Raw genomic sequence first — 23,407 nt, 5'->3', positions numbered from 1 at the left:
GCTCCAACGCAAGTCAGGTCCCTGAGCCGCCACCGAAGGCGGCAAGCAACACCGACCGCGTTGAACGAAACGACACAGATGCTGGAGGGCACCGATGCTCGCGTCGGTCCTGCAAACGCCCTGGTTGGGTGAGGTCTCCGTTCCCTGCCGCTACGAGCCCGACCTGTTCTTCGCCGAGGCGCCCGCCGATGTCGAGGCGGCCAAGGCCGTCTGCGGCGCCTGCCCGGTCAAGGAACAGTGCCTGTCCGACGCCCTCGAGCGCCGCGAGCCCTGGGGCGTCTGGGGTGGACAGCTGCTCGTCTCCGGCCAGGTCGTGGCGCGCAAGCGCCCCCGCGGCCGGCCGCGCAAGAACCCCGCGCCGGCCGCGGCCTGAACGGCCCACCCGACCCTTCCCGCACCGACCCCGCACCGAACCCGAAGGACCACACGATGATGATGCTCGAACTGCTGCGCCTCGCCGAGGAGACCGACCAGGAACGCCGGATGGAACTGCAGAGCACCAGGCTCGGCGCCCGCCGGCTGCGCGCCCGTCAGCGTGCGGAGCGCCGCACGGAGGACGCGCTCATGGAACTGGCGTGGTCACGGCTGTGTTGACCGCTGGAACACGCGGGCGGGCCGGGGCGAAGGGCTCCGGTCCGGCCGCGCTCGTATCGAACCGGCAAAACTGGACATGCGGAACCTGTTCGTGACGGACACGCTCGACTAACGTGAGGGGCGTGCCCTCGAGACCCAAGATCGAGGTGCGACGCAGTTCCCGTCGTCGGCGGACCGTGTCCGCGTACCGGGACGGGGACACCACGGTCGTCCTCGTGCCCGCTTCCTTCTCCCACGCTGAGGAACAGCAGTGGGTGGGACGGATGCTGCGCAAGCTCGAGGCCAAGCAGGGACGCCGCCACTCCGGTGACGAGGAACTCCTCGAACGCGCGGTCGAGCTGGCCCGGCGGTACCTGGACGGAACGGAACTCCCCGAGAGCGTGCGGTGGGTCGACAACCAGAACGCGCGCTGGGGATCGTGCACGCCGGAGAACCGCACGATCCGCATCTCGCGCCGACTGGAGGACATGCCGGCCTGGGTCGTGGACTATGTGCTCGTGCACGAACTCGCGCACCTGCGCATCCCCACGCACGGCCGCGAGTTCTGGGATCTGGTGGCCCGGTACCCCAAGGCCGAGCGTGCCCGCGGCTACCTCGAGGGGTTCAGCGCGGCGACCCGCACCGAGCTCGCCCACCCCGAGGACCCGGCCGAGGGCACCGTCACGGACTGACCCTCCAGCTGCGGTCCCGGATCAGGGGGTCAGGCGGGTGACGCGTTCGCGGGCGTCGGCGAGACGGGAGCCGACCTGGGCGTGGCCGGCGAGCGTCACCAGGAGCAGGGCTCCGAAGAACACCAGGTGGAACGGGGTCCACCCGCCCCAGTCGTCGGAGGCCAGTGCCTCCCACATGGTGACCCCCGTCAGCGCGCCCGTCGCCGCGATCAGGACGGGGCCGATCCGACGGGCACGGGTCAGCAGCTCCTTCTCGGCCACGGCGGCCTCGCGCTTGTGCAGGCGCCCGTCGAGCTTGTCCTCGACGATCTGCCGGTTGGCGCTCTCCAGTCCGCGCGCCAGCATCACGACGAGCACGCCGACGACGGCGCCGGTCGCGGTGATGATCAGGGAGATGATGACGGCCTCCGCGTGTTGGTGCCCTCGGCCGCCACCGCACGGGAGGCCGCGTACACGAGGGCGCGCACGGACTCGTCGGTCGGCTCCGGCAGCTCCCGGACGGGGAACCAGTCGAGGTCCGAGGACTCGTCGGGGTCGCGCACCAGGACGGCGTCCTCCGGGGCGACAGCCGCGAACTGCACGTCCAGGTGATGGCTGCCCCCGCCGCACGGCACCGCGTGGCGGTCCAACCGCACGGGACCGGACAGCACGCGCACGCCGCGGATCCCCGATTCCTCGGTGGCCTCGCGCAGTGCCGCGGCCGCCAGCGTGGTGTCCTCCGGCTCGCAGTGGCCGCCGGTCTGCAACCACATGCGCAGGGCCTTGTGCAGGGTCAGCACCACGTGCGAGCCGTCCGCGGACAGGACCGCGGCGCTCGCGGTGAGGTGGCCGGGCAGGCACTCGCGGCGCATGGCGTCGGCGTGCTCGTCCAGGTGGGCGAGGTAGGAGGAGCGCAACCCCTCCTGCTCGGCGTCGGGCGCGTCCCACCCGGCCAGGACCTCACGGGCATCGGCGTGCAAGGACACGTGTCAGGAGTCCTCTCCGCGCTTGCCGTCGGTCTCCTCGCCGTCACCACCGGAGCCCTCCGGACCCTCGGGGCTCTCTCCGGTGAGCTTGCTGATGTCGAAGTCGGCGAACTCGCCGCCCTTGACGAACGCGTCCGGGTCGTCGAGGTCGTCGCCGGTCGGCATGAGGTCGGGGTGCTCCCAGAGCGCGTCGCGCCCCTCGACCCCGCGGGCCTCCTCCAGCGCCGTCCACAGGGACGAGGCCTCGCGCTGGCGGCGCGGCCGCAGCTCCAGGCCGACCAGGGCGGCGAAGGTGTGCTCGGCCGGGCCCCCGGTGGCGCGGCGGCGACGGGTCGCCTCCGCCAGGGCGTCGGCCTGGGGCAGGCGCTCGGCGACGGCCTTGGAGACCACCGTGGAGACCCACCCCTCGATGAGAGCGAGGGTCGTCTCCAGGCGGGCGAGCGCGGCCTTCTGCTGCGGGGTGTCCTCGGGCTGCAGCAGGTTCTCGCCGCCCATGCCGCCGGAGAGCGCTTCCTGCAGCGCCTCGGGGTTGTTGATGTCGATCTGCCCGAGCTTGTCCTCGAGGCCGCTGACGTCGAAGGACATCCCGGCCGCGTACTCCTCGACCAGGCGGTACACGTGCTGGCGCAGCCACGGCACGTGCGAGTACAGGCGGTGCACCGCGGCTTCGCGCGCCGCCAGGTACAGGCGGATCTCGTCCTCGGGGATGCCCAGGCCCTCACCGAACTTGGAAACACCGCCCGGGAGCAGGGCCGCGTGCCCCTCGCCGGCCATGGGCACACCGATGTCGGCGGTGCCGATGACCTCGCGGGCCAGTTCTCCGATGGCCTGTCCGGCCTGCTGGCCGACCATCATGCCGCCCATCTGCTGCACCATGCCCAGCAGCGGGCCGGCGACGGACTGCATCTCCTCCGGCAGGTTCTTGCCCATGGCGTCGACGGACTTGGAGGTCAGCGGGTCGCACAGCTGCGCCCACGAACCCATGGTCCGCTCGATCCACTCCGACCGGGTCCAGGCCTGTGCGGTCTGGAGCCCCGAGGGCAGGTCGGTGGCCTCGCCGAGCCAGAGGTCGGCAAGGCGCAGAGCCTCCTCGATCTTGGCGTAGTCGGCCGGTGGCACACTGGGATCACCGTGTTCGGCGACGGTGTGCCGGGCGATGTTCTTGGCCATGTCCCAGTTGATGCCCGACTTCGACGAGGCTTCGCCGCCGCCGGAACCGGGGGTGGGCTGGGACGACATCATGTCCGCGAACTGGCGGAGCATGTCGGCCATCTGGTTGGGGTCCCCGAACGGGAAGCCGCCCGGAGTGCCGGAGTCCCCTCCGCCCGGGCCGCCGCCGCTGCCGGCACCCGAGCCGGAGTCGCCGGAACGGCGCCCGGACTCGTCATCGGGATCGTTCGGCATGCTGAAACCGAAAGGCAGGTCGCTCACAATCAGACCTCAGGCAGGATTAGGTTTGGTCTCCACTGTCACGTTAGCTGGGAGTCGCCCGGAGTGAATACCGATAGAAGCCAGGTTCGCCCAGAGCACAGCTCGCGCGACGGAGCCGGATCAGTGGTCGCGGTCACCGGCGCCGCGTCGGGCGTGGGCCGGCTCCTCGTGCAACGTCTGGCCGACGCGGAAGGTTCCTCCGCCCCGTCCGAAGTCGTGGCCGTGGACAGTGAGTTCGCGGACCTGCGCGGGGTCACGTGGCGCATCGCCGACGTGTGCGACCCGGCTCTGGTCTCCCGCCTCGACGGTGTCGATGTGCTCGTACACACCGCCGACGACCGTTCCCCGGAAAGCAAGCCGGTCCGCCGGCGCCAGCACAACATCCGCGCCGCCCAGACGGTGCTGACCGCCGCCGCTGCCTCGGGCGTACCCCGGGTGGTCCTGATCACCAGCACCATGGTGCACGGCGCCGACCCGGACAACCCGGTGCCGTTGGCCGAGGACGCCCCGCGCGTATCGGACAACAGCGAGGGGCTCATGGGCGACTTCGCGGAGGTCGAGGCCTTGGCCGAACGCGCCCGCCGGGCCCATCCCAGCCTGTCGGTCACCGTGGTCCGCCCCGCGCCCCTGGTCGGCCCCGAGCTCGACACCCTCCTGAGCCGCCACTTCTCCGCCCCCCGCCTGCTCACCGTCAAGGGCCAGGAACAGCACTGGCAGTTCTGCCACGTCGACGACCTCGTCAGCGCGCTGGCCCACTGCGTCACAGAGGACGTGCGCGGCCGGGACGGCGCCCTGGCGGTCGGCAGTGACGGGGCCCTGTCGCAGGACGAGGTCGAACAGCTCGCCGGGATGAAGCACTTCGAGGTCGCCGCGAACCTCGCCTTCGGGGCGATCCGGCGCCTGCACAGGGCCCGCATCACCCCCGCGGCCGCGGGTGAGCTCAAGTTCCTCGTGCACCCCTGCGTCGTGGACTGCACGAGCCTGCGCGAGTCTGGGTGGAAACCGGCGCACACCAACGAGGAGGCCCTGGCCGCGCTCCTGGAGTCCCGCGAGGGCAAGCACGCCATCGTCGGCCGGAACGTGGGCCGCAAGGAGGTCACCATCACCGCGGCCGGCGCCGCTGGTGCAGCCGCGGCAGCGATCGGTACCGCGGCTGCCATCCGCCACCTGCGCAGGCGCAAGGGCGGCTGACCGGGCTGTCTGGGCGGGCCCGGACCCGTGTCCGTGCGGACGCACGCGCACGAATCGGGTTGATACGGTCGGAGCGTGGAAGAGATCACTCTGGCAGCCGTACGTGAGACGCCGCTCTCGGTCGACGAGGTCCTGGACTCGGTCGCCGACCCGCGCGCCGGCGGCACAGCCGTGTTCCTGGGCACCGTGCGCGACCACGATCACGGACGCGGGGTCGCCGCGCTCGGTTACTCCGCGCACCCGACCGTCGAGGCGCAGCTGCGCGCCGTCATGGAGAAGGTCCTCGGCGACATCTCCACGGCCGGGCGCCCCGTGGTCAAGCTCGCCGCCGTGCACCGGGTCGGAGACCTGGAGATCGGCGACACAGCTGTTGTCGTCGCCGCCTCCGCCGAGCACCGCCAGGAGGCCTTCGAGGCGTGCCGGCACCTCATCGACGACCTCAAGGCCCAGGTGCCCATCTGGAAGCGCCAGTCCTTCGCCGACGGCGACGACGAATGGGTCGGTTCTCCCTGAGGACCCGCCCCGCCCCCGGACATCCCCTGAGACCGCTTCGTTCCGAACCAGGGTGGTGCGCGCGCACCGTCCCGTGACCGCAATAGTCTGTAGGGCATGCTTCGTCGCGTGATGACCCTCGCTGTCGCCCTCGTCCTTCTCATCGGGCTGGGGGTCGGCAGCCTCTTCCTGCCCATGCCGTATCTGGTGGCGGCGCCGGGCGCGATCGTCAACACCACGGGCGATCTGGAGGGTGAACCGGTCATCGAGATCGAGGGTTCCGACACCTACGAGCACGACGACGGATCGCTGTCGATGGTCACGGTCCAGTACGCCGGCGGCCCCGATCACCGCCTCAATTTCTTCACCGTCGTCACCTCCTGGCTCTCTCCGCGCGACGCGGTCCTGCCCGAGGAACTGCTGTTCCCCGCGGACCGCACCCCCGAGGAGGTCACCGAGCGCCAGAGCGTCCAGATGAACGACTCCCAGACCGAGGCGACCGCGGCCGCCCTCGACCAGCTCGGCACCGACTACGAGGCGGTGCCCGTGGTCGCCGAGGCGGTCGAGGGGATGCCGGCCGAGGGGCTCGTCGAACCCGACGACGTCGTCCTGGAGGTCGACGGCGAACCGGTGCCCACCCACACGCAGGACGCCGCCTCCGTCGGAAGCCCCGCAGTCGTCGAGATGGTGGCCGACCGTGAGCCCGGAGAACCGGTCACCGTCCTCCTCGACCGTGACGGTGAGGAGGTCGAGGTCGAGCTCGAGACCGAGGCGGGCGAGGACGGCTCCGCGGCTGTGGGGGTCCTCGTCGCCGACGACATGGACTTCCCGGTCGACGTCGACATCACCGTCGGCCAGATCGGCGGCCCCAGCGCCGGGATGATGTTCTCCCTCGGGATCATGGACCGTCTCAGCGAGGACGGCATCACCGGCGGAGCCGAGGTGGCGGGGTCCGGCACCATCACCGCCGACGGCGAGGTCGGCGGGGTCAGCGGCATCCCGCAGAAGATGGTCAGCGCCCAGCAGATCGGCGCCGAGTACTTCTTCATCGCCTCCGACAGCTGCTCCCAGGTGAGCCAGTCCGCCGCCTACGGCGAGGTCGACGTGGTCGCCGTCGACACCCTCGACGAGGCCGTCGACGCCCTTGAGACCATCGACTCCGGCAGCGACGACCTGCCCCGCTGCGAGTAGCGGCGCCGGCCGCACGGCCATCGGCGACAGAACGGCGCCGCCCCGAACGCATCGGGTGCGGCGCCGTCGTCGGTCCACGGGGCGTCGGTTCAGGTCTCCGGCGACCCCTGCTCGGTGGCCGGCAGCTCGATGTCGAGGGTCAGGGCAAGAGCCGAGGTGAGCGCGGGGATCAGGTCCGTCCCGTGCATCACGTCCTCGTCGGTGTCGTGGTTGCGCAGGCGCATCGCGCAGTAACGCGACCCGTCCCGCACGACCCCGGCGACCATGCGGATCTCCTCGGTCTCCTTGCCGGAGGTGTTGGGGTCCTCGTCCACGGCCAGGGTCTCGTCGGACCCCTTCACCACGAGGCGCTCCATCACCAACGCGCACCCGGCCACACCCTCGGGCCACATGATGCGCCCGAGCGCCTCCTCCAGAGGGACGTCCTCCGGAAGACGCTCCTGCTGCACCGGGGTCAGCTCGTCCGGGGACTCCGGTTCGGAGATCCCCAGCAGCTGAGCGGCGGCCGGCTCGGCCTCGAGCAACTCGGCCGTCGGCACCAGGGCGTACAGTTCCAGCGGCTGGTCCCACCCCTGTTCTGCGACGTGGTGTTCCAGGTCCATCACGGCTTCACGAATGTTCGACACGTTTCCATGGTGGCCGATGTGGGGACCTCGCTGCGCCCGCCACGTCCCAGTAGGGTCGGTCCCGGCCCCCGACCGGATGCAGCTCCGATGCAGTAACGATGCACGCTTGTCACTCGACCGGCGGTGATTTCGGGAACCTGACGGCCACCGAATAAGTTTCTTGTAATAGGGCGCCACATGCGCACCGAAACGCACCTACCAAGTCAGAACGAGGGGGAGGCGTGAGCTTCCGATCGCCCGGCGCACCACCTGCGCGTATGCCTCGCCGATCAAGGTTGCTCGCGCCTGTCGCGGCGACCGTGGTCGTCATCATCGCGGGTCTGGTGTTCGCCGCCAACTTCTGGACCGACTTCAAGTGGTTCCAGTCCGTCGGCTACACCTCGGTCTTCCTGACCGAGCTGTGGACCCGTGTGCTGTTGTTCGCCGCGGCAGGTCTGGTGATGGCGGTCGTCGTCGGCGCCAGCATCTACTTCGCCTACCGCGCCCGGCCGGCGATGCGCCCGGCCAGCCTGGAACAGCAGGGACTGGACCGCTACCGGCAGTCCATCGACCCGCACCGCAAGCTCTTCTACTGGATCGCCGTCGGCGCCCTGGCGCTTCTCGCCGGTGCGGCCGCCAGCGGTGACTGGCAGTCGTTCCTGCAGTTCATGAACGCGACGAACTTCGGGTCGAACGATCCCGAGTTCAGCATGGACATCGGGTTCTTCGCGTTCACCCTGCCTTTCCTGGAGACCCTGCTCGGGTACCTGTACGCCGCCGTGATCCTGGCGTTCATCGCCGCGGTCGCTGTGCACTACCTGTACGGCGGCGTCCGGCTGCAGAACGACACCGGCCAGCGCGCCACCCCGTCCGCCCGTGTGCACCTGTCGGTGCTCCTGGGCCTCTTCGTGCTGCTGCGCGCGGGTTCCTACTGGCTCGACCGCTATGGCCTGCTCTTCTCCGAGCGCGGCTACACGTTCGGTGCCGCCTACACCGACGTCAACGCGGTCAAGACGGCGCTGACGATCCTCACCGTCATCTCGCTGATCTGCGCGGTGCTGTTCTTCGCCAACATCTACTTCAAGAACACGATGGTCCCGATGGCGAGCCTGGGGCTCCTGCTGCTGTCGGGCGTGCTCGTGGGCGTGGCCTACCCGGAGATCGTCCAGCGGTTCCAGGTCAACCCCAACGAGCAGCGTCTGGAGTCCGAGTACATCCAGCGCAACATCGACCACACCCGTGAGGCGTACGACATCGCCGACTCGGACGTGCAGACCTACGACGCCACCACAGAGCTCACGCCTCAGGAGCTGGCCGAGGAGGCCGACACGATCCCGAGCGTGCGCCTGGCCGACCCGTCCGTGGTCTCGCAGACCTTCCAGCAGATGCAGCAGGTCCGCGGCTTCTACCAGTTCCCGGACGTGCTCGAGGTCGACCGCTACGAGGACACAGACGGAAACCTCACCGACACCCTGGTCGCCGTCCGCGAGCTCGAGGGCCCGCCGGACGATCAGGACAACTGGCTGAACCGGCACCTGATCTACACGCACGGCTACGGCATGGTGGGCGCGGCCGGCAACCTCATCGACGACGAGGGCCGACCGGTCTTCACCGAGTACAACATCCCGCCCCGGGGTGAGCTCAGTGAGGTGACCGGCGAGTACGAGCCGCGCATCTACTACGGGCGAGAGGGTGCCGAGTACGTCATCGTCGGCGCCGAGGACGAGTACGACTACCCCCTCGACGCCGAGGAGGAGACCGAGGACGTGCCCACGCCCGAGGACGCGGTCGTGGACGAGTCCCGCGCACCCAACGAGGGCGATGCCGACGGCAACGGTGAAGGCGGCGGCGAGAACGCCGATGCCGACGCCGGCGCCGAGGGCGAGGGCTCCGAGGAGCCCGAGGGATCGCAGGCCTACACCAACTACGACGGTGAAGGCGGCGTGCCGCTGAACAACTTCTTCGACCGGATCCTGTACGCGATCAAGTACCAGGAGACGAGCATCCTGCTCAACAGCGCGATCGACAGCAACTCGCGCATCATCTACGAGCGGGACCCGGAGGAGCGCGTCCAGAAGGTCGCCCCGTTCCTGACCACGGACAGCCGCCCGTACCCGGCGGTCATCGACGGCCAGGTCAAGTGGATCGTGGACGCCTACACCACGTCCAACAACTACCCGTACGCCAACCGGCTCGACTTCAACCAGGCGGTCACCGACACCTTCACCGACGGTTCGGTGCAGCAGGTCGGTGCGCTGCCCGGCAACGAGGTCAACTACATCCGGAACTCGGTCAAGGCCACCGTCGACGCCTACGACGGCACGGTGGACCTGTACCAGTGGGACGAGGACGATCCCGTTCTGGAGACCTGGATGGGTGCGTTCCCGGACATCGTCACGCCCCGGGACGAGATGAGCGACGAGCTCATCGACCACATCCGGTACCCGGACGACCTGTTCAAGGTCCAGCGCGAGGTCATGCGCGAGTACCACGTGACCGAGCCGGACGCCTACTACGGCGGTCAGGACTTCTGGGAGGTCCCGGAGGACCCGACCAACGAGACCGACGAGGCCGAGCCGCCCTACCGCCAGACCATCAACTTCCCGGGCTCGGAGGAGGCCAGTTTCTCGCTGACCTCGACCTTCGTGCCGCGGGGCCGTGAGAACCTGGCGGCGTTCATGGCCGTGGACAGCGACCCGCGTTCCGACGACTACGGACAGCTCCAGCTCCTGGAGCTTCCGCGGAGCACGGTGATCTTCGGTCCCGGTCAGATCCAGAACGCCTTCGACTCCGACGCGGACGTGCGTGAGGTCCTGCTCCCGCTGGAGCAGTCCGAGGCGGAGGTCACACGGGGCAACCTGCTCACCCTGCCGTTCGGTGGCGGTCTGCTCTACGTCGAGCCGCTGTACGTCCAGGCCGGCGGCGGCGGTGCTGCGTCCTTCCCGCTGCTGCAGCAGGTGATGGTCGGCTTCGGTGAGGAGGTCGCCATCGGCAGCACCCTCCAGGAGGCTCTGAACAACCTGTTCGAGGGTGGCCAGGACCCGCTCCCCGAGCCGGACGCCGGCGAGGAGGGGACCGAGGGCACCGAGGACGAGGACCCGGCCGAAGGCGACGCCGGGGCCGGCGACGAGGAGGCCGGTGGGACCGACGAGGAGCTCGTCGAGTCCCTGAACGAGGCCGTGGAGGCCTGGGAGGAGGCCCAGGAGTCCAACGACGAGGCCAACGAGCGCCTGCGTGACGCCCTGGAGGACATCGAGGGGCAGATGGGCAACTGATGGGCCCAGGGGCCTGAGGGCCCGCGCTCCGAGAGCGTTCCGTGAGGGGCGGTACCCGTCGAGGGTGCCGCCCCGCGGCCGTTCCCGGGGAAGGACCCCACCGGGTGAGTGGCCGCACACCAGCACCGTTCCGGGGAGTCCCGCGGACGCGATAGTGTGGAGACACACCGACGCGGGGTGGAGCAGTTCGGTAGCTCGCTGGGCTCATAACCCAGAGGTCGCAGGTTCAAATCCTGTCCCCGCTACCAGGTCCCCGGCCGGGGGGTTCGCCTTCCGGCCGGGGGATTTTTCGGGTGGACCTCACTCGGCGAACCGCAAGGGGAACCGATTTGCCACCCGGGCCGCAAGGTCCTAAAGTTGAGGTCAACGACGCGGGGTGGAGCAGTTCGGTAGCTCGCTGGGCTCATAACCCAGAGGTCGCAGGTTCAAATCCTGTCCCCGCTACCAAGACCCCGGTCCGAGTTCATCTCGGTCTCCGGGGGATTCCCTTCGGGTGGGTCTCATCCGGTTCCTCTCGTGGAACCGGTACGGCACCCGGGCCGCAAGGTCCGAACATCGAGGCCATCGACGCGGGGTGGAGCAGTTCGGTAGCTCGCTGGGCTCATAACCCAGAGGTCGCAGGTTCAAATCCTGTCCCCGCTACCAAGAAGGCGCCGGGTGGAATTCTTTCCACCCGGCGCCTTTTCTGTCCGATCCTTCTGTTCTTCCGGCCCCTCTGTTCTCGCCTCTCGCCCGGTTTTCTCCGGAGCGGCCGTGCCGGGCCCGGGCACAGAAGAACCCCGCGGGCGCGCACACGGCCGGTGTGGGGTCCGGCGGCCCACGGGGCTCCTCTCGGATCGGACCGGGTGGTTCAGGGCGCCCACAGCCCTCTCAGGCGCGCGGGTGGGCGCAGGCGCAGCTATTCGGCCTCGAACCCGTCGCAGGCCAGCGCCGTCCCGGTCTCCTCGTCCGTCCACAGGACGGTGTACGTGCCCGCGGTGAGCCCGGCGCCTTCGAAGTCGTCGGGGAACTCGACCGGGGCCGCCTCGCCGTCCTCGACTCCCGCCGGCGCGGTCGCGGGCTCCTCGTCCGGGCCCACCACGACGACCTCGGTGCCCGCGGCCTCGGTGTCGTCAGGTGCCTGGGCCGACAGCGCGACGGGGCCCTCCTCGACGGCGCGGCGCGGCACGTCGGTGCGCCACCCGTCGGCGGTGTCCACGTCCGGCTCGCACATGAGGGTGTCGGGGTCGAAACGGGACTCGGGGAGCCCTTCCTCCTCGGCCTCGTTCGCCTCGCGTGCGTCCTCGGCGATCATGGCGTCGAGCTGTTCGGGGCTGTGGCCGTGCCCTTCGGAACAGCCGGTGGCCAGCAGGAACAGGGGCAGGGCGGCGCACACGGCCAGGCGCCGCACAGGGTGGGTCGTCAACACGCCGTGCACGCTACTACAACGGACCGACCCGTCAGCACCGAACGGCCCGGAGCCCGGCCGGTACCGGGGCCCGGGCGGGATCAGGTCGAGCGCAGCGGGGTGGGGCCGCCGTTGAGCCAGGTCAGGGTCTGGTCGTGGAGGGCGCCGTTGCTGCACACCAGCGGTCCGTCGTCCTCGAAGTCCTCGCCGCGCAGGTTGGTGGCGCGGCCTCCGGCCTCCTCGAGGATGATCGGTAGGGGGGCGGCGTCCCACAGTGACAGTTCCGGTTCGGCGGCGATGTCGACCGTGCCCTCGGCGACCATCACGTGTGACCAGAAGTCCCCGTAGGCGCGCGTGCGCCAGACCGACCGGGTCAGGCCGAGGAAGGAATCCAGGCGGCCTTGCTCCTCCCAACCGGTGAGGGAGGAGAAACTGAGCGAGGCGTCTGAGAGCTCGCCGACCTGCGAGACCTGACAACGCGAGGCCTTGGACAGGCTGCGCCCCGTCCATGTCCCGCTGCCCTGTGAGGCCCACCAGCGGCGCTGCAGCGCCGGGGCCGAGACCACGCCCACGACGGGGCGGTCGCCCTCGAGCAGGGCGATGAGCGTCGCCCACACCGGGACGCCGCGCACGTAGTTCTTGGTGCCGTCGATCGGATCGATGACCCACACCCGGTTGCTGTTGCCGGTCTTGCCGTACTCCTCGCCGACCACCGCATCGCGCGGGCGGGCGCGGGAGAGCACGCTGCGCAGCGTCTCCTCGACCATCCGGTCGGCTTCGGTCACCGGGGTGAGGTCGGGTTTGGTGTCCACCACCAGATCGAGTGCTCGGAAACGCTTGAGAGCGATGTCGTCGGCAGCGTCGGCGAGCACGTGGGCCAGACGCAGATCATCGTCGAAGGACGCCATGGGCGGTAACGCTACCCGCCCCGGAACGAACATGGCCAAAGGGGCACCCCCACGTGATGCAAGTGTGACACCCGACGGAACCGGAACCCTTGCGGCTCCGGGGTTCCGGTCCGGCGGCAGATGCGATCATGGAGGGTATGGAACCGGTGAACGAAGGGCGTTCCGAACGTACCCCCGTGCGGGAGCGGCTCATGGACGCCGCCTACGCCGAGGTCGTGGCGGGCCGCTGGACACAGCAGCGCATGGCCGACATCGCCTCGGGCGCTGAGGTGTCCCGGCAGACGCTCTACAACGTCTTCGGCAGTAAGGAAGGGCTGCTGCAGGCGGTCGTGGTCCGGGAGGCCGACAGCCTGCTCGACCAGGTCGTCGCGTTGCTGGAGGAGGACAGGTCCGATCCCGTGCACGCTGTCAGCCGCACGACCGGTTTCGTGCTGCGCTCGCTGCGCGACAACCCGCTCCTGCGCGCCGTCGTCGCCGGCGACCGCGAACTGCTGCCCGTGGTCACCACCCGTTCGGCGCCGCTGCTGGACGTGCTCGGTGAGCGCATGTCGGCCATGCTGGCCGAGAGCTGCCCCGAGCTGGACCGTTCGGTGACAGAGGCCGTCGCGGACGTGAATCTGCGCCTGACGGTCTCCTACGCTCTGCAACCCATCGACCCCGACGAGGCCGCCCGCCGGGTGGAGGCCGTGGTCCACGGCATGCTCTGCGTGGGCCTGCCGGAGGCGGGCCGTACCCGGGGTTGAGCGGACCGAGAGGAGGAGTGACCCCGTGCGGGACGGTTCCTACACAGAAGGGCACCGCCAGGAGGTGCTGGACTCCTACACCTCCGGCGGGCGGATCACGGCCATGCCTGTGCGGCGCCTCGACCGGCTCGTCCTGCTCGACCACGTGGCGCGCGGTCTGGAACCGGGCGTGCGCTACACCGAACCGGAGCTGACCGCGGTGCTGCTGCGGTACGGATCCGACCTGGCGGCGCTGCGTGGGGGCCTGCTCGCCGAGGGGTTCCTCGAACACGACCGGCGGGCCTATTGGCGCTGCGGCGGCACCGTCGAGCTCTGAACGGGGCAGACGCTCGGGGATCTTGCTACCAGAGCCGACTTCAGCGCTGAACCCGGCTCTGGTAGCAAGATCCCCGCGATCAGGAAGGGTCCGGGGGCGCTTCCTCGTCCTCGCCCTCGCGGCTGGAGAGCAGCCGCAGCAGGGAGGCCACGCGGTCGGCGTCCAGGTTCCCTGCCGCCAACGCCGCCTGGACGGCGCAGCCGGGGGACTCGGGACGGTGCGCGCAGACCTCCGGGCAGTCCGGGGTGAGCTCGGCGATCTCCGGGAAACCCTCGACGATCTCCTCCGGTGCGATGTGGGCGAGCCCGAAACTGCGCACACCCGGGGTGTCGATGAGCCACCCGCCCTCGAAGGCCAGCGCTACCGCGGAGGTCGATGTGTGGCGTCCGCGTCCGGTGACGCTGTTGACCCCGCCCACGGCCCGGTCGGTTCCGGGGATCAACCGGTTGACCAGCGTCGACTTGCCCACTCCGGAGGAGCCCACGAGCACCGTCGTGTGCCCGGCCAGGCGCTCGGACAGCCCGGTCGGGTCGGAGTCCGGGCCGAGCACGACGTTCGGCACACCGAGCGGTTCGTACAGGCGCACCATCGGCCCGGGGTCCCCGAGGTCGGCCTTGGTCAGGCACAGCAGGGGTTCCAGCCCGGCGTCGTAGGCGGCGACCAGGCAACGGTCCACGAAGCGGGGCTGCGGTTCGGGGTCGGCCAGGGCGCACACGATCGCGAGCTGGTCGGCGTTGGCGACGATGATGCGCTCGACCGGGTCGGTGTCGTCGGCCGTGCGCCGTAGCACCGATCGGCGTTCCTTGACCCGCACGACCCGTGCGAGTGTGTCCGGCTTGCCCGACAGGTCGCCGACCACGTCCACACGGTCGCCGACCACGATGGAACCGCGGCCCAGCTCGCGGGCCTTCATGGCCACCACCCAGACGCCGTCGACCAGGCACCGGTACCGGCCCCGGTCCACGGCGGTGACCAGGCCCTCCACGGCGTCGGAGTGCTTGGGCCGGTTGCGGGTGCGGGGCTTGGAACCGCCCCGGGCACGCACGCGTACGTCGCGTTCGTCCATGTGGCGGCCGCCGCCCCGCGTGCGGCTCACGACAGGGCCTCCGACCACAGCCCCGGGAAGTCGGGCAGGGTCTTGCGGGTCGTGGCGATGTCCTCCACCTCGATCCCGGGGACCGCCAGCCCGAGCACGGCGCCCGAGGTGGCCATGCGGTGGTCGTCGTAGGAGTGGAACACACCCCCGTGCAGCGGGCACGGCTCGATGACCAGGCCGTCCTCGAGCTCCTCCGCGTGGCCGCCGAGCCGGGTGATCTCCGCTGCCAGCGCGGCGATGCGGTCGGTCTCGTGTCGGCGCAGGTGGGCGACGCCGGTCAGGCGCGAGGGGGTGTCGGCCAGCGCGGCGAGCGCGGCGATCGTCGGGGTGAGCTCGCCGACGTCGTGCAGGTCGGCGTCGATCCCGCGGATCTTGCCCGTGCCGTACACGGTCAGGTCGCCGCCGTCGCGGGCGACCTCGCCGCCCATGCGCGCCAGCAGCGAGCGCAGGGCGTCGCCCGCCTGCGTGGTGTGTTCGGGCCAGTCTGCGACGGTGACCGCGCCGCCAGTGACCAGGGCTGCGGCCAGGAACGGGGCGGCGTTGGACAGGTCCGGTTCCACGGGGATCTCCGACACCCGGATCGCACCCGGCTCGACCCGCCACTCGTCCTCGCCGGTCTCCACGGTGACCCCGGCCGCGCGCAGCATTTCCACGGTCATGTCCAAGTGCGGCTGGGAGGGCACCGGTGGGCCGTCGTGGCGCAGACGCAGGCCCTTCTCGAACCGGGCCGCGCTGAGCAGCAGCGCAGAGACGAACTGCGAGGACCCCGACGCGTCGAGGGTGACCTCGCCGCCCGGCAGGGACCCCGTCCCGTGCACGGTCATCGGCAGCGCGCCTCTGCCGCCGTCGTCGATGTCGGCGCCCAGCACGCGCAGAGCCTGCAGGAGCGCGCCGACCGGGCGCTCGTGCGAACGCGGGTCGCCGTCGAAGTGCACGTCACCGTCGGCCAGGGCCGCGATCGGGGGCACGAACCGCATCACGGTGCCGGCGTTGCCCACGTCCAGCGACGCCGGGCCGCGCAGATCGGCCGGGGTGACGGCCAGGTCGTCGCCGTCCTGCTCCACACGCGCACCCAGGGAACGCAGCGCGCCCACCATGAGGTCGCTGTCGCGGCTGGTCAGGGGGTGGCGGACCACACACGGGGTCTCCGACAGCGCGGCCAGCACCAGCGCACGGTTGGTCACGGACTTGGAACCGGGCAGGGACAGGCGGGTACGGACGGGACGGTCGGCCGTGGGTGCGGGCCAGTGGTCGGCGGCAGGCGGCTGCGGGGACGCGGAGTCAGGCATGGTCCCAGGTTATGGGAAACGGTGCCACCGCGGTTCCGAGAGGCCGGTGCGTCCGAAGTATCCTTGGTGGCGACATGGTGTATCTGGATCACGCTGCCACGACCGGGGTCCGCCCCGAGGTCGCCGCCGACGTCACGGCCGCGCTCGGCTCCCTCGGCAACCCTTCCTCCCTGCACGGCCACGGCCGGGCCGCGCGCCGCACCGTCGAGGAGTCACGCGAACGCATCGCGGGGGCCGTGGGATGCACTCCGCACGAAGTCGTCTTCACCGGGGGCGGGACCGAGGCCGACAACCTCGCGATCAAGGGCCTGTACTGGGCCCGGAACGCGCAGGACCCGGCCCGGCGGCGCGTGCTGCTCAGCGCGGTCGAGCACCATGCCGCGCTCGACCCGGCGCAGTGGACCGCCGACCACCAGGGCGCGCAGGTCGAGTACCTGCCCGTGGACCACCTGGGGCGCGTCAGCCCCGAGACCCTGCGGGAGGCGGTCGCGGACGACCCGGGGTCGGTGGCGCTGGTCTCGGTCATGTGGGCCAACAACGAGGTCGGCACCGTCCAGCCGGTCCGTGAACTCGCCGAGGTCGCCGCCGAGTACGGGATCCCGATGCACACCGACGCGGTCCAGGCCGTGGGCGCCGAGCCCGTCGATTTCGCCGCCTGCGGGGTCGGTGCGCTCAGCCTCAGCGGGCACAAACTGGGTGGGCCCGTGGGGGCCGGTGCGCTGGTGCTCGCGCGCGGGCTCACCCCGGTTCCGGTGCTGCACGGGGGAGGCCAGGAACGCGACGTGCGTTCGGGGACCGTGCCCACTGCGCTGGTGCGGGGACTGGCGACCGCCGTGGGTATGGCTGTCGACGAGCGCGAGGAGCACGTCAAGCACGTGTCCGCACTGCGCGGCGAGCTCGAGGCCCGTGTGCGCGAGGTGGTTCCGGACGCGGTCGTCAACGGTGACCCCGAACGGCGCCTGCCCGGAATCACGCACCTGTCGTTCCCCGGATGCGAGGGGGACGCACTGCTCATGCTGCTGGACGCCCAGGGCATCTCGTGCTCGACCGGTTCGGCCTGCTCGGCAGGGGTGGCCCAGCCCAGCCACGTGCTGCTGGCCATGGGCGCCGACCCCGACACCGCGCTGAGCAGCCTCCGCCTGTCCCTGGGGCGCACCTCCACCTCGGAGGACGTGGCCGCCCTGGCCGCGGCCATCGGCCCGGCGGTCGAGCGCTCACGCGCCGCCCGCGCCAAGCGGCGCCACTGAGCCCAGCGCCCGCTCGGTGGACGCGTTCCGTGCAGGCAACTGTCGAACAGGCCCTAAGCGCGCTCGATGGTGACCGACTCCAGGGTCACGTCGCTGACCGGACGGTCCTGGGCATCGGTCTCCACCTGTGCGATGGAGTCCAGGACCTCCTGGGAGTCGTCGTCGGCCACGTGCCCGAAGATCGTGTGCTGGCCGTCCAGGTGCGTGGTCTCGGTGACCGTGAGGAAGAACTGCGACCCGTTGGTCCCGTCGCCCTCCGGGGTTCTGCCGGAGTTGGCCATGGCGAGCACGCCCGGCTCGTCGAAGCTGTGGTCGGAGTCGACCTCGTCGTCGAAGGTGTACCCGGGGCCACCGCGTCCGGTGCCCTCGGGGTCGCCGCCCTGGACCATGAAGTCGTCGATGACGCGGTGGAAGATCAGACCGTCGTAGAACTCGTCCTCCGACAACCCCACGAAGTTCGAGACGGTGACCGGGGCGTCCTCGGAGTGCAGCTCCAGCTCGATGTCGCCCTCACTGGTGTGCAACACGGCGCCCTCGACGTCGGAGACGTCCACGTCCGGCGGACCGGCGTCCTCGTCGGACTGCTGGTCCTCCTGGGTCTGCTCGTCGTCGGGCTGCTCCTCGGGCTCCGACGGGGACCCGTCGCCGCACGCCGCGGTCAGCATCAGGGCCGAGGTGGCCAGGAGGGCCGAGGCGGGGAGAGTCAAACGCGTCATCGGTTCACTTCCGGGTCAGGTTCGGCGGCTGGGCGGTCCACAGGGTACTGCGGCACCCGGACCACAGCGCGACAGGACCCTGGCCCTCGGACGTGCCGGGGAGCGGTCCGCGCACGGGCCTCATTCCGTGTCGAGGCCGTCCTCGTCCTGCTCGCGCTCCTGACGCTCGCGGCGCTCCTGTTCCTCCCGGGCCTGCAGCTCACGGGCCCGCCGGCGCTGGGCCTCGGCACGCTCGCGGCATCGGCGGAGGAACTCCTCGTCCTCCTCCGGGGTCGCCCCCCGAGCCCGGTTCGGACGGTCGTATTCGGGGAAGGGCGAAGTCGTGGCCGGGGGCCGGGTGGTGACGAGGGACTCTCTGGGCGGGCGCCCCAGAGTGAACCACAGCAGTCCGCCGAACTTGGGCAGGAACAGCACGATCACGACCCACACCGGCTTGGACAGCAGCCGTGTCGACCCGGCGTCCGCGCTGATCACGTCGAACAGTGCGTACATCCAGATGGCCAGGGACATCACGGCGAGGAACAGCGCGAGGTAGACCACGGGGACTTTCCAATCGGGGGACACCAGGAGACCGGGACTGCGGCCGCGGCCCCTGTCATGACTTATCACGGATCGCCGTACCCACCGCGGGCCTTGACCTCCCGTGTGTACAGGAGGAAGGTCGGTCCACGCCGCCGGGACCGGCTGTGTCCGGGACCGGAAGAGTACCGGGTTGCGCACGGGGCGGACCCGGGAACACCCGGAACAACGGGAGGCGACGAGATGGACGAGTTGCACCGGGCAGGACCCGCCCGCACACCGATCCGGCCGAGCGGCCGGCCACGAACCCGGGAGGTCGGATGAACACCGCACTGCCGTCCGCGATGTGGCTGCCGTTCGCGGCGCGGGTCCTGCGGGCCCGTTCCGATCGCGGGCTCACCCGGGCCGAGCTCGCCCGGTCCGTGGGGGTCAGTGACGACAAGCTCCGCGAGGTCGAGCGTGCCCACTGCCGTCCCGCGCGCTCGCTCGTCGCGCGTGTGGAGACCGCTCTCGGCCCCGAGCACCAGCTCATGGAGGCCTGGGCGATCACACTCCAGGCCGAGGCGTTCCCGAACGAGTTCGCCGACCTGTGCGAGCTGGGCGTGCATGCTCAGCACCTGTGGGAACACCAGCCGGTCGCGATCCCGGTGTTCCTGCGCGTGCCCGAGTACTCCAGGGCCGTGATCAAACCGCGGCTGGGCCACCTCGGGGACGAGGAGGTCGAGCTCATGGTCGACGACGAGATGGAACACCGTGCCGCGATGATCGCGCCCGGCGGGCCGGGGCTGCGCGTGGTGCTGAACGAGTCGGTCCTGCGCCGCCCTCAGGGCGGGGTACAGGTGCTCAACGCGCAGCGCAAGTTCCTGGCCGACCTCGTCGACGCCGGCATCGTCACGATCGCGGTGATCCCGGAGGCCACGCCTGACCACCCGGGCCTGGGAGAGGCGTTCCGGCTCATGGAGTTCTCCGACCGGCCGAGCATGGTCTACGCGTTCGGGGCCCGCGGCGGCGAACTCACCGCCGAGGCCGAGCAGGTCGCGGGGTGCACGATGGTGCGCGACGCCATCGAGGACGTCGGGGTGGAACTGTCGCCCGACTCCGAGCTGCTCACCGCGCGCTGCCTCGACGACTGAGCCCGGTCGCCGAGTCGTGACCCCGCGGGTCTTGGGCGGTCTGCCCCGCGTGGGCTAGGTTGCGCGCCATGGATATCGCGATCACATCCGGATACGTCGTGCCCGTCGACGGTGACCCCGTCGACGGCGGCACGGTGCTCATCTCCGACGGCCGGATCACCGCCGTCGGACCGGACTCCGAGGTCACCGTCCCCGCGGGCGCCAGGGTCGTCGACGCCGCCGGCAAGTGGGTGCTGCCGGGGTTCGTCGAGGCGCACGGCCACATCGGCGTGCACGAGGAGAGCGTCGGCTGGGCCGGCGACGACACCAACGAGATGACCGACCCCAACGGCGCGCGGATGCGCGCGCTCGACGCGGTCAACCCCGCCGACCTGGGCTTTGTCGATGCCCTCGCCGGCGGTGTCACGAGCTCGGTCATCAAACCCGGCTCCGGGAACCCCATCGGCGGGCAGACCGTCGCGGTCAAGTGTTGGGGCCGCAGCATGGAGGACCGCCTCCTCAAGGAGCCCGCCAGCGTCAAGAGCGCCCTGGGCGAGAACCCCAAACGCGTGTACGGGAACAAGGACCGTCTGCCCTCAACACGCCAGGGTGTGGCCGCCGTGATCCGCGACGCCCTCACCAAGGCCCAGGACTACAAGGCCAAGCGCGATCACGCCGCCGCCGAGGGCACCCCCTTCGACCGGGACAACACTCTGGAGGTCCTGGTGCGGGTGCTCGAGGGCGAGGTGCCGTGGTGCCAGCACACCCACCGGGCCGACGACATCCACACGGCGCTCCGGCTCGCGGACGAGTTCGGGTACCGGCTGGTCATCAACCACACGACCGAGGGCCACCTGCTGGCCGACGAGATCGCCGAACGCGGAATCCCGGTCATCAGCGGCCCTCTCATGACGAGCCGGTCGAAGCTGGAGGTGTCCCAGCGGACCCTCACCAACCCGGGCATCCTCGACCGGGCCGGGGTGAAGGTCGCGCTGACCACCGACCACCCGGTCATCCCTATCGACTTCCTCATCTATCAGGCGATCCTGTGCGTGAAGGAGGGCCTGGACCGCGACAGTGCGATCCGCGCCATCACCCTCAACCCCGCTGAGATCATGGGGCTGGAGGACCGGGTCGGTGCCCTGCGCCCGGGGCTGGACGCCGACGTCGTGGTGTGGTCCGGCGATCCGCTGGACGTGATGAGCCGCGCGCTGCAGGTCTTCGTCGGGGGCCGCGAGGTCTACACCTTCGACGAGGGGGCCGGCCGCGGCGAGGCGCTGGACCCCTACTACCGCGAGGACTGAGCCCCCGCCGCGCTGGGTGAGGGGCCTCAGGGCGGCCGCGCGAGCAGGTGAGGCGCGGCCGCCCGCGCGGGTAGGGCATGTGACCGATGGTGGCACCGGGTGCCTCAGTCGGAGTCTGGAACCAGGCTGGGAAACACGCTCGGCCGGGAGCCCGAACCCCGTTGAGGAGCCGCCGTGCACCCCGGTCTCGCCGCTCGCGCCGCCGACCTCTACCGAGCCGAACGCGAGCAGGAAGCCAGGGAGGACCGCCTGGTGCGGCTGTCCCGCAAAGCGCGCCCGGCCCCGCGCGGCCGGTCAGAGCCACAGGGGCGGCAGCAGGATGAGCCCCGCCAACGCTGAGACCAGTAGGAACGCCGGGGCCGCCAGGCGTCAGTCCAGGGCGCGCACGCCTTCGGGGACCGCGGTACCGTCCGCCGACACCGCCGCCGTCACGTGTTCGGTCGACAGACGCTGCGCGAGGCCGTCGGCGGAACCGGGGGTGAGCACCAGCGGGGTGCCCGCGTGCACGGCCGCGCCCAGCACGGACAGGTTCGCGCCGAGCACCGACAGCGGGGCGTGCTCCCCGGACAAAACCGCGATGCGGTCCTTCTCGCCCAGGTCCCACGTCTCGGCCCGTGCGCGCCCGGCCTCCACCAGCTCGGCTCCGGTGTACTCGCGGTCGCTTCGCAGGGCGGGCTCCCCGGCGTCCACGGGGTAGTGCGCGAAGTGGTCGCCGTGGCCGCGCACCTCGACGGTGTAGTCGGTGACCATCGGGGGCGTCCCGCTCAGCGGCATCCCCAGCGGGTGCAGGGACGTGCCCACGACCTCCTCGGCGCCGCTGTCCAAGGCCGTCTCCAGGCGGTCGGCGTCCGCGACCGCGAAGTGGGCACCCGAGGGCACCTCACCCGGGCGGGCCGGCTCGGCGATCGCGCCCACCGACCACGCCGCGAGCAGCCACACCAGCGACTGCCAGTGCAGGGGCAGAGCCACGGCGACCCGGTCGCCGGGCTGTGCGCCGAGGCCGTCGATGAGCATGTTCGAGGTCTTGGAGACCCAGTTGTCCACGGTGGCGCGGGACAGCTCGACCCGGCCGCCGGAGGTGTCGTAGGCGGTCACGAAGGGGCGGGCGGGGTCGGCGGCCACGAGGGCGCGCCACGCGGGGCCCGGTGAGGCAGGTGTGTCGGACATGCCCACAGCTTAGGAGCGGTGACCACGTGGCCCCTCCGGCGGCCCGGCACAGGGGACCGATCGGGCGAAGCCGCCCTCACAGGAGCCTCCCGCTCGAAGAGGGCTCGGGGTGCACGTGATGGCAGGAACTGCCAGAGTGACCCCATGCGCTTGTCTCCCGGTCGATTCCTCGCCCGTGTCACCGCGCTCCCCGCGATCGCTGTAGCCGCCTGGCTCCTGGTGACCTTCCCCCTCCTGGCCCTGGGGGCGTTCACCCCGTTGCTCTCGGCGATCTTCGGTGTCCCCGCCGTCGTGGCCGCGTGCACCCTCGTCCCCAGGCTGATCCCCGAGCCGGAGGAGGACCGCGCGCCCTGGTGGCCGGTCGTGCTCGTCCTGCTCATCGTGGTGGTCTTCGCGGTCGTGCAGATCGCCTACCACGCCGAGGCCCTCGTGATCCGCCGCGATCCGGCCTCCTACGCGATGTACACGGTGTGGATCGCCGAGAACGGATCACTGCCGATCCCGCGCATGCACGAGCTCATCGCCGGCAACGACCCCGCGCTCAGTTACCAGAGCCTGGCCCACTACGAGCGCGACGACGTGATCTGGCCCCAGTTCATGGCCGGCGCACCCCTGCTCACCAGCATCGGTTACTGGCTGGGCGGGCTCACCGGGATGCTCGTGACCACGCCGATCCTGGGCGCGCTCGGCGTACTGGTCTTCGCCGGGCTGACCGCCCGCCTGGTCGGCGTGCGCTGGGCCCCGCTCGCCGCCCTGGTGCTGGCGATCTGCCTCCCGCAGCAGTGGGTCAGCCGGTTCACCTACAGCGAGCCCGTCACACAGATCCTGCTTCTGGGCGGGCTCGTGCTTGCTTACGACGCCCTTTCCCGGCACAGCAACCTGACCGAGCGCTGGGGCCGGGCCCACGTGCTCGCCGTCGCGGCCGGTCTGGTCTTCGGGCTCGCCCTGGTAACCCGCATCGACGTGCTCCGCGACCTGCTGCCCGTTGTCGGGTTCCTCGGACTCCTGCTGCTCGCCCGGCGCGGCCAGGCGGTCCCGATGCTGGGCGGGCTCACCGTCGGCGTGCTCATGGGCCTCTACGCCGGGTACGGGCTCTCCCATCCCTACCTGGAGTACCTGTCGGACTCCCTGATCCCGCTGCTGATCATCTCCGCTGTGGTCGTCGTGATCACCGTGGTCGCCACCGCT

General features: G+C 70.9%; 24 protein-coding genes, 3 tRNA genes and 1 pseudogene. 17 read left to right on the top strand and 11 right to left on the bottom strand.

Going from position 1 to position 23,407, the window contains the following annotated elements:
• The first annotated feature begins 94 nt into the window (after positions 1-94).
• From D474_RS0110670 to D474_RS0110660, 3 genes are all read left to right on the top strand, one after another.
• A complete protein-coding gene (locus tag D474_RS0110670) occupies positions 95-373 on the top strand; it encodes a WhiB family transcriptional regulator (RefSeq protein WP_017613564.1) in 279 nt (92 codons plus the stop codon).
• A 56-nt stretch (positions 374-429) separates the two neighbouring features.
• On the top strand, positions 430-594 hold the full coding sequence (locus tag D474_RS32675) for a hypothetical protein (protein ID WP_017613563.1): 165 nt from the start codon (positions 430-432) through the stop codon (positions 592-594).
• A gap of 122 nt (positions 595-716) precedes the next feature.
• Positions 717-1,265: a M48 metallopeptidase family protein gene (locus D474_RS0110660; protein ID WP_026118363.1), complete on the top strand. Its 549-nt coding sequence runs from the start codon at positions 717-719 to the stop codon at positions 1,263-1,265.
• 21 nt (positions 1,266-1,286) lie between these two features.
• Here D474_RS0110660 and D474_RS0110655 read toward each other — a convergent pair whose 3' ends face one another.
• Genes D474_RS0110655 through D474_RS0110645 form a run of 3 tightly spaced genes read right to left on the bottom strand, consistent with a single transcriptional unit; the run spans position 1,287 to position 3,661 of the window.
• Complete coding sequence (locus D474_RS0110655; RefSeq protein ID WP_017613561.1) at positions 1,287-1,622, bottom strand: hypothetical protein; 336 nt, start codon at positions 1,620-1,622, stop codon at positions 1,287-1,289.
• A 29-nt stretch (positions 1,623-1,651) separates the two neighbouring features.
• Positions 1,652-2,230 (bottom strand): NUDIX hydrolase, encoded by a 579-nt coding sequence (locus tag D474_RS0110650; RefSeq protein WP_017613560.1) that lies wholly within the window; start codon positions 2,228-2,230, stop codon positions 1,652-1,654.
• A gap of 3 nt (positions 2,231-2,233) precedes the next feature.
• Positions 2,234-3,661, bottom strand: a complete 1,428-nt coding sequence (locus tag D474_RS0110645; RefSeq protein WP_017613559.1) for a zinc-dependent metalloprotease — start codon at positions 3,659-3,661, stop codon at positions 2,234-2,236.
• Positions 3,662-3,784: 123 nt separating this feature from the next.
• Between D474_RS0110645 and D474_RS0110640 the strand changes: the two genes are divergently transcribed.
• The 3 genes from D474_RS0110640 to D474_RS0110630 all read left to right on the top strand — a co-directional run bounded on the left by D474_RS0110640 (position 3,785) and on the right by D474_RS0110630 (position 6,535).
• On the top strand, positions 3,785-4,852 hold the full coding sequence (locus tag D474_RS0110640) for an NAD-dependent epimerase/dehydratase family protein (protein ID WP_017613558.1): 1,068 nt from the start codon (positions 3,785-3,787) through the stop codon (positions 4,850-4,852).
• 75 nt (positions 4,853-4,927) lie between these two features.
• Positions 4,928-5,365, top strand: a complete 438-nt coding sequence (locus D474_RS0110635) for a molybdenum cofactor biosynthesis protein MoaE (RefSeq protein ID WP_017613557.1) — start codon at positions 4,928-4,930, stop codon at positions 5,363-5,365.
• Positions 5,366-5,476: 111 nt separating this feature from the next.
• Positions 5,477-6,535, top strand: coding sequence for a YlbL family protein (locus D474_RS0110630; RefSeq protein WP_017613556.1), 1,059 nt, complete (start codon positions 5,477-5,479; stop codon positions 6,533-6,535).
• An 89-nt stretch (positions 6,536-6,624) separates the two neighbouring features.
• On the opposite strand, the gene D474_RS0110625 is transcribed toward D474_RS0110630, so the two are convergent.
• Positions 6,625-7,161: a PPA1309 family protein gene (locus D474_RS0110625; protein ID WP_239647039.1), complete on the bottom strand. Its 537-nt coding sequence runs from the start codon at positions 7,159-7,161 to the stop codon at positions 6,625-6,627.
• A 299-nt stretch (positions 7,162-7,460) separates the two neighbouring features.
• Between D474_RS0110625 and D474_RS0110620 the strand changes: the two genes are divergently transcribed.
• The 4 genes from D474_RS0110620 to D474_RS0110605 all read left to right on the top strand — a co-directional run bounded on the left by D474_RS0110620 (position 7,461) and on the right by D474_RS0110605 (position 11,060).
• A complete protein-coding gene (locus D474_RS0110620; RefSeq protein WP_017613554.1) occupies positions 7,461-10,415 on the top strand; it encodes a UPF0182 family membrane protein in 2,955 nt (984 codons plus the stop codon).
• A gap of 171 nt (positions 10,416-10,586) precedes the next feature.
• Positions 10,587-10,663 (top strand) — tRNA-Met (locus D474_RS0110615).
• A gap of 122 nt (positions 10,664-10,785) precedes the next feature.
• Positions 10,786-10,862 (top strand) — tRNA-Met (locus tag D474_RS0110610).
• A 121-nt stretch (positions 10,863-10,983) separates the two neighbouring features.
• A tRNA-Met gene (locus D474_RS0110605) sits at positions 10,984-11,060 on the top strand.
• 253 nt (positions 11,061-11,313) lie between these two features.
• On the opposite strand, the gene D474_RS0110600 is transcribed toward D474_RS0110605, so the two are convergent.
• Both D474_RS0110600 and hisN read right to left on the bottom strand, forming a co-directional pair.
• On the bottom strand, positions 11,314-11,823 hold the full coding sequence (locus D474_RS0110600; RefSeq protein ID WP_040703308.1) for a hypothetical protein: 510 nt from the start codon (positions 11,821-11,823) through the stop codon (positions 11,314-11,316).
• Between the two features lie 80 nt (positions 11,824-11,903).
• On the bottom strand, positions 11,904-12,710 hold the full coding sequence (gene hisN / locus D474_RS0110595; RefSeq protein WP_017613552.1) for a histidinol-phosphatase: 807 nt from the start codon (positions 12,708-12,710) through the stop codon (positions 11,904-11,906).
• A 137-nt stretch (positions 12,711-12,847) separates the two neighbouring features.
• Here hisN and D474_RS0110590 point away from each other — a divergent pair, with 137 nt between their 5' ends.
• Positions 12,848-13,453, top strand: coding sequence for a TetR family transcriptional regulator (locus tag D474_RS0110590; protein ID WP_017613551.1), 606 nt, complete (start codon positions 12,848-12,850; stop codon positions 13,451-13,453).
• Between the two features lie 25 nt (positions 13,454-13,478).
• Positions 13,479-13,769, top strand: a complete 291-nt coding sequence (locus D474_RS0110585; RefSeq protein ID WP_017613550.1) for a DUF2087 domain-containing protein — start codon at positions 13,479-13,481, stop codon at positions 13,767-13,769.
• A gap of 79 nt (positions 13,770-13,848) precedes the next feature.
• Here the strand turns inward: D474_RS0110585 and rsgA are convergent, their stop codons facing one another.
• Positions 13,849-14,865, bottom strand: a complete 1,017-nt coding sequence (gene rsgA / locus D474_RS0110580; protein WP_017613549.1) for a ribosome small subunit-dependent GTPase A — start codon at positions 14,863-14,865, stop codon at positions 13,849-13,851.
• Positions 14,862-16,154, bottom strand: coding sequence for a 3-phosphoshikimate 1-carboxyvinyltransferase (gene aroA, locus D474_RS0110575; RefSeq protein WP_017613548.1), 1,293 nt, complete (start codon positions 16,152-16,154; stop codon positions 14,862-14,864). The genes rsgA and aroA overlap by 4 nt, the downstream gene beginning before the upstream one ends.
• A 74-nt stretch (positions 16,155-16,228) precedes the next feature.
• On the opposite strand from aroA, the gene D474_RS0110570 reads away from it, so the two are divergent.
• Positions 16,229-17,401 (top strand): cysteine desulfurase family protein, encoded by a 1,173-nt coding sequence (locus tag D474_RS0110570; protein ID WP_017613547.1) that lies wholly within the window; start codon positions 16,229-16,231, stop codon positions 17,399-17,401.
• A gap of 53 nt (positions 17,402-17,454) precedes the next feature.
• On the opposite strand, the gene D474_RS0110565 is transcribed toward D474_RS0110570, so the two are convergent.
• Together D474_RS0110565 and D474_RS0110560 are read right to left on the bottom strand one after the other, a co-directional pair.
• Positions 17,455-18,117 (bottom strand): peptidylprolyl isomerase, encoded by a 663-nt coding sequence (locus D474_RS0110565; protein ID WP_017613546.1) that lies wholly within the window; start codon positions 18,115-18,117, stop codon positions 17,455-17,457.
• Between the two features lie 120 nt (positions 18,118-18,237).
• Positions 18,238-18,657 (bottom strand): PLD nuclease N-terminal domain-containing protein, encoded by a 420-nt coding sequence (locus D474_RS0110560; RefSeq protein WP_017613545.1) that lies wholly within the window; start codon positions 18,655-18,657, stop codon positions 18,238-18,240.
• A 299-nt stretch (positions 18,658-18,956) separates the two neighbouring features.
• On the opposite strand from D474_RS0110560, the gene D474_RS0110555 reads away from it, so the two are divergent.
• From D474_RS0110555 to D474_RS32670, 3 genes are all read left to right on the top strand, one after another.
• Positions 18,957-19,769 (top strand): helix-turn-helix domain-containing protein, encoded by an 813-nt coding sequence (locus tag D474_RS0110555; protein WP_017613544.1) that lies wholly within the window; start codon positions 18,957-18,959, stop codon positions 19,767-19,769.
• A 68-nt stretch (positions 19,770-19,837) separates the two neighbouring features.
• Positions 19,838-21,052 carry an amidohydrolase gene (locus D474_RS0110550; protein WP_017613543.1) on the top strand — a complete coding sequence of 405 codons (1,215 nt, stop codon included), beginning with the start codon at positions 19,838-19,840 and terminating at the stop codon, positions 21,050-21,052.
• A gap of 174 nt (positions 21,053-21,226) precedes the next feature.
• Positions 21,227-21,391, top strand: coding sequence for a hypothetical protein (locus D474_RS32670; protein WP_193373992.1), 165 nt, complete (start codon positions 21,227-21,229; stop codon positions 21,389-21,391).
• A gap of 30 nt (positions 21,392-21,421) precedes the next feature.
• On the opposite strand, the gene D474_RS0110545 is transcribed toward D474_RS32670, so the two are convergent.
• Positions 21,422-22,219, bottom strand: coding sequence for a TIGR03089 family protein (locus D474_RS0110545; protein ID WP_017613542.1), 798 nt, complete (start codon positions 22,217-22,219; stop codon positions 21,422-21,424).
• A 144-nt stretch (positions 22,220-22,363) separates the two neighbouring features.
• Here D474_RS0110545 and D474_RS0110540 point away from each other — a divergent pair.
• Positions 22,364-23,407, top strand: a pseudogene (locus D474_RS0110540) (hypothetical protein); the annotation flags it as partial.

It is taken from the genome of Nocardiopsis salina YIM 90010 (assembly GCF_000341025.1).
In the GTDB taxonomy this organism is placed as follows: Bacteria; Actinomycetota; Actinomycetes; order Streptosporangiales; family Streptosporangiaceae; genus Nocardiopsis; species Nocardiopsis salina.
This window is presented reverse-complemented; position numbering and strand designations above follow the sequence as displayed.